The 4,121-nt window shown below is 77.0% G+C and carries 2 protein-coding genes; both read left to right on the forward strand.

What is annotated here, in order from left to right; all coding sequences use genetic code 11:
* Nucleotides 1-317 precede the first annotated feature (317 nt).
* Complete coding sequence (locus tag AAHZ94_RS29555; RefSeq protein ID WP_349996752.1) at nt 318-1,610, forward strand: M18 family aminopeptidase; 1,293 nt, start codon at nt 318-320, stop codon at nt 1,608-1,610.
* A 1-nt stretch (nt 1,611) separates the two neighbouring features.
* A complete protein-coding gene (locus AAHZ94_RS29560; protein ID WP_349996753.1) occupies nt 1,612-4,026 on the forward strand; it encodes an AfsR/SARP family transcriptional regulator in 2,415 nt (804 codons plus the stop codon).
* The last annotated feature ends 95 nt before the right edge of the window (nt 4,027-4,121 follow it).

Consider the following 4,121-nt stretch of genomic DNA (forward strand, 5'->3'; position numbering starts at 1 on the left):
CCCCCCCCCCCCCCCCCCCCCCCCCCCCCCCCCCCCCCCCCCCCCCCCCCCCCCCCCCCCCCCCCCCCCCCCCCGCCTCCGGGGTGGCGCACCGGCCCGCGGCGCCACGCCACGGTGCCACGGCCTCGACAGCCGTACGTACGTGCCGCGGGGCCGCAGCCCCCGAAACCAACCCACAACCACCCCACAAGCAACCCCAGCCCCACCCGGCCGCCCGCCCGCGTCAAGGCGGCCCGACCATGACGAAGAGCTGATCATCGGGCGACGCACCCCGCTCTCGCCGCTGGCGGGCCGGCCCGGCTCCTTATGCTGAAGACATGAGTACCCCCGCCCGCTTCGATCGCGGCCACACCGATGACCTGATCTCCTTCCTCGGCGCGAGCCCATCGCCCTACCACGCGGTGGCGAACGCCGCCGCGCGACTGGAGAAGGCCGGCTTCCGGCAGGTCGCGGAGACCGACGCCTGGGACGGGGCGAGCGGGGGCAAGTACGTGCTGCGCGGGGGCGCCATCGTCGCCTGGTACGTGCCGGAGGGCGCCACGGCCGCCACCCCGTTCCGCATCGTGGGCGCCCACACCGATTCGCCCAACCTGCGGGTCAAACCCGTACCGGACACCGGCTCGTACGGCTGGCGGCAGGTGGCCGTCGAGATCTACGGCGGCACACTGCTCAACACCTGGCTCGATCGCGACCTCGGGCTGAGCGGGCGGCTCACGTTGCGCGGCGGGGAACAGCGGCTCGTGCACGTGGACCGGCCGCTGCTGCGGGTGCCGCAGTTGGCCGTGCACCTGGACCGCAGCGTCAACATCGACGGGCTCAAGCTCGACAAGCAGCGCCACCTGACGCCGCTGTGGGGCATCGGCGGGGTGCGCGAGGGCGACCTGATCGACTTCGTGGCGGGCGAGGCCGGGGTGGCCGCCGCCGAGGTGACCGGCTGGGACCTGATGGTGCACAGCGTCGAACCCCCCGCCTACCTCGGCCGGGACCGCGAACTGCTGGCCGGGCCGCGACTGGACAACCTGCTCTCGGTGCACGCCGAGACCGCGGCACTGGCCGCCGTCGCCACCCGCGCCGACCTCCCGTACGTCCCGGTCTTCGCCGCCTTCGACCACGAGGAGAACGGCAGCCAGTCCGACACCGGCGCCGACGGGCCGCTGCTCGGCACCGTCCTCGAACGGTCGGTCTTCGCCCGCGGCGGCGGCTACGAGGACCGGGCCCGGGCCTTCGCCGGCACCGTGTGCTTCTCCTCCGACACCGGGCACGCCGTCCACCCCAACTACGCCGAACGACACGAACCCGGCCACCATCCGATGCCCAACGGCGGCCCGATCCTCAAGGTCAACGTCAACCAGCGGTACGCGACGGACGGCGGTGGGCGGGCGGTGTTCGCCGAAGCCTGCGAGCGGGCCGGCGTACCGTGGCAGACGTTCGTTTCGCACAACTCGGTGCCCTGCGGCACCACGATCGGCCCGATCACCGCGGCCCGCCACGGGATCTCCACGGTCGACATCGGTGTCGCCATCCTTTCCATGCACTCGGCCCGCGAACTGTGCGGCGCCGACGACCCGTTCCTGCTCGCGAATGTGCTCGCCGCCTTCCTGGAGGGCTGACTTGGAATTCTCACTGCTGGGCCCGGTCGCCGTACGCACCGCGCACGGCGACCTTCCACTCGGCCCGGCCAAACGACGCAGCGTGCTCGCCATGCTGCTGCTCCAGGCCAACACCACGGTGCCGGTGGAGCGCCTGATCACCGCGCTGTGGGAGGACGAACCGCCCGAGCACGCCCGTACCGTCGTCCAGGGCCACGTCTCACGACTGCGCGCCACGCTCGCCGACGCCGGTGCGCAGGCGTACGGCGTGGAGCTGACCACGCACGGCTCCGCGTACCTGCTGCGGCTGCCGCAGGAGCGGGTGGACGCGCACCGCTTCGAGGAGTTGGTGGGCCGGGCCCGCGAGATGACCGGCTGGCGGGACGCGGCCGGCACGCCGGGCGGCGGCTCGGCGCCCGCCGGCGGGCCGCACGCGGCTGCCGACGCGGTGCCGATGCTGCGCGAGGCGCTCGGCCTGTGGCGCGGCCCGGCGCTGACCGGCACCGTCACCAGCCCGCCGTTCGCCGCCGCGGCCCACGCGCTGGAGGAGCGGCGGCTGTCGGCCGTCGAGGCGCTGGCGTACGCGCACGAGGTGCTCGGCCAGTACGACGTGGCCGCGGCCGTGCTGCACACCGAAGCGGTCGCGCACCCGCTGCGCGAGGGCCTGATCGCCACGCTGATGCGCGCCCTGTACCGGGCGGGCCGCCAGTCGGACGCGCTCGGCTGGTACCACCGCACCCGCGGGCTGCTCAGTGACGAACTCGGGGTCGACCCGGGCGAGGTGCTGCGCCGCGCGTACGACGAGATCCTGCACGCGGAAGCGGCCCCCGCACCGGCTCGGCCGGCGACGCGGGGCGGGCCCGGCGGGCAGCAGCCCGGTGGCGCCGGGGCAGCACGGGCGCGGGCCGGTCAGGGGCCCGCCGCCGGTGCCGGGGCGCAGCCGGCCGGTGCGGCTGGTGCGGCTGGTGCGAGTAGTCCGGGCGGCCCCGGCGCGGCCGGCGCGTCGGGAATGTCTGGTGTGTCCGGTGGTCAGCACGGGGCCGCCGGGCCCGGCCCCGCCGGTCGGCCGCCCGTGGACGGTGGCGCGCACGGCCCCGCGGGCGCCGTCCCCTACCCGGCCGACACCTTCCCGGCCGCCGACCCGTACCCGAGCGTCCCGCACCCGCCCGCACCGGCGGACGGCGGCGTGGGCACGGGCGGTGGGGCCGGCGGGACCGGCGGGACCGGTACGGCAGGTGGGGTTGCGGACACCAACGGCGCCGGCCTGGCCGCCGGGTACGCCGCGGCGGGCGGCGGGAACGGGCGGGCCGGGGCGCACGCGCCGTGGCTGCTGCCCAGGCCGCCGACCCGGTTCCGCGGCCGGCAGGCCGAACTGGGCGCGCTCAGTTCGCTGGTGCACGCCTCCGCCCCGTACGAGAGCCCGATCGCGCTGGTCACCGGACCGGCCGGGGTCGGCAAGACCGCGTTCGCCGTGCACTGGGCGCACCAGCACGCCGCGGCCTACCCGGACGGGCTGCTCTTCGCCGACCTGCGCGGCTTCGGGGAGGACGAAGAGGCGCTGCCCATCGAGGTGTTGCGGGACTTCCTGCTGGCGCTCGGCACGCCGGCGGACCGCATCCCCAGCTCCCCGCAGAGCGCTGCCGCGCTGTACCGGTCGCAGGTCGCCGGCCGCCGGCTGCTCGTCGTCCTGGACAACGCCCGCAGCTCCGCGCAGGTCCGCCCGCTGCTGCCCGGCGGGACCTCGCTCGGCGGTCCTGCCGACGGCGGCCCCGGCGGCCCGCAGGGCGCGGGCCCGGCCTGCGTCACGCTGGTGACCAGCCGCAGCCGGCTGGACGGCCTGGTGGCGACGGACGCGGCCCGTCCGGTGCCGCTCCAGGCGCTCACGCCGGAGGACGGCGTGGAGTTGCTGACCGCCATGCTCGGCCCCGAGCGGGTGGCCGACGACCCGGACGCGGCCCGCGAGTTGGTGGACCTGTGCGACGGGCTGCCGCTCGCGCTGCGGGCCGCGTCCGCGCAGTTGACCGCCCGGCCGCGGTGGCGGCTCGGCCGGCTCGCCGCGGCGCTCCGCGACGAACAGCGGCGGCTCGCGCTGCTGTCCGCCGAGGACACCGGGATCGCCGCCGCGCTGCGCATGTCGGTGGCGCGGCTGTCGGCGGACGACGCCAGGCTGCTCGCCGCGCTCGGCACCGGCTTCGACCGGCAGGTGGAGGCCACCGCGGTGGCCGCGTTCGCCGGTTCGGACCCGGACGTGCCGCTCGACGGCCTCGACCGGCTCGCCGAGATGCACCTGGTCGACGAGGAGGCCACCGGCCGCTACACCATGAGCGACCTGGTCAAACTGTTCGCCAGGGACGGCAAGGCCGGCCACGACCGGAGCAAGCCGCCGGCCGTGCCGCCGGCGCCGCCGCAGCCGCCGCGGGCCGACCCTCCGGCGTAACGCCCGCCGCCCGGTGGGCGGCTGACGCCGGGGGGGGGGGGCGCGGGGGGGGGGGCCCGCGCCCCGCGCCGCCGCCACCGACTGGGGCACCTCGT

It is taken from the genome of Streptomyces sp. HSW2009 (genome assembly GCF_040240285.1).
GTDB lineage: Bacteria > Actinomycetota > Actinomycetes > Streptomycetales > Streptomycetaceae > Streptomyces.

What these genes read in the sequence shown, in the direction of transcription:
- AAHZ94_RS29555 (WP_349996752.1), top strand. Translation starts at nt 318, where the DNA reads ATGAGTACCCCCGCCCGCTTCGATCGCGGCCACACCGATGACCTGATC.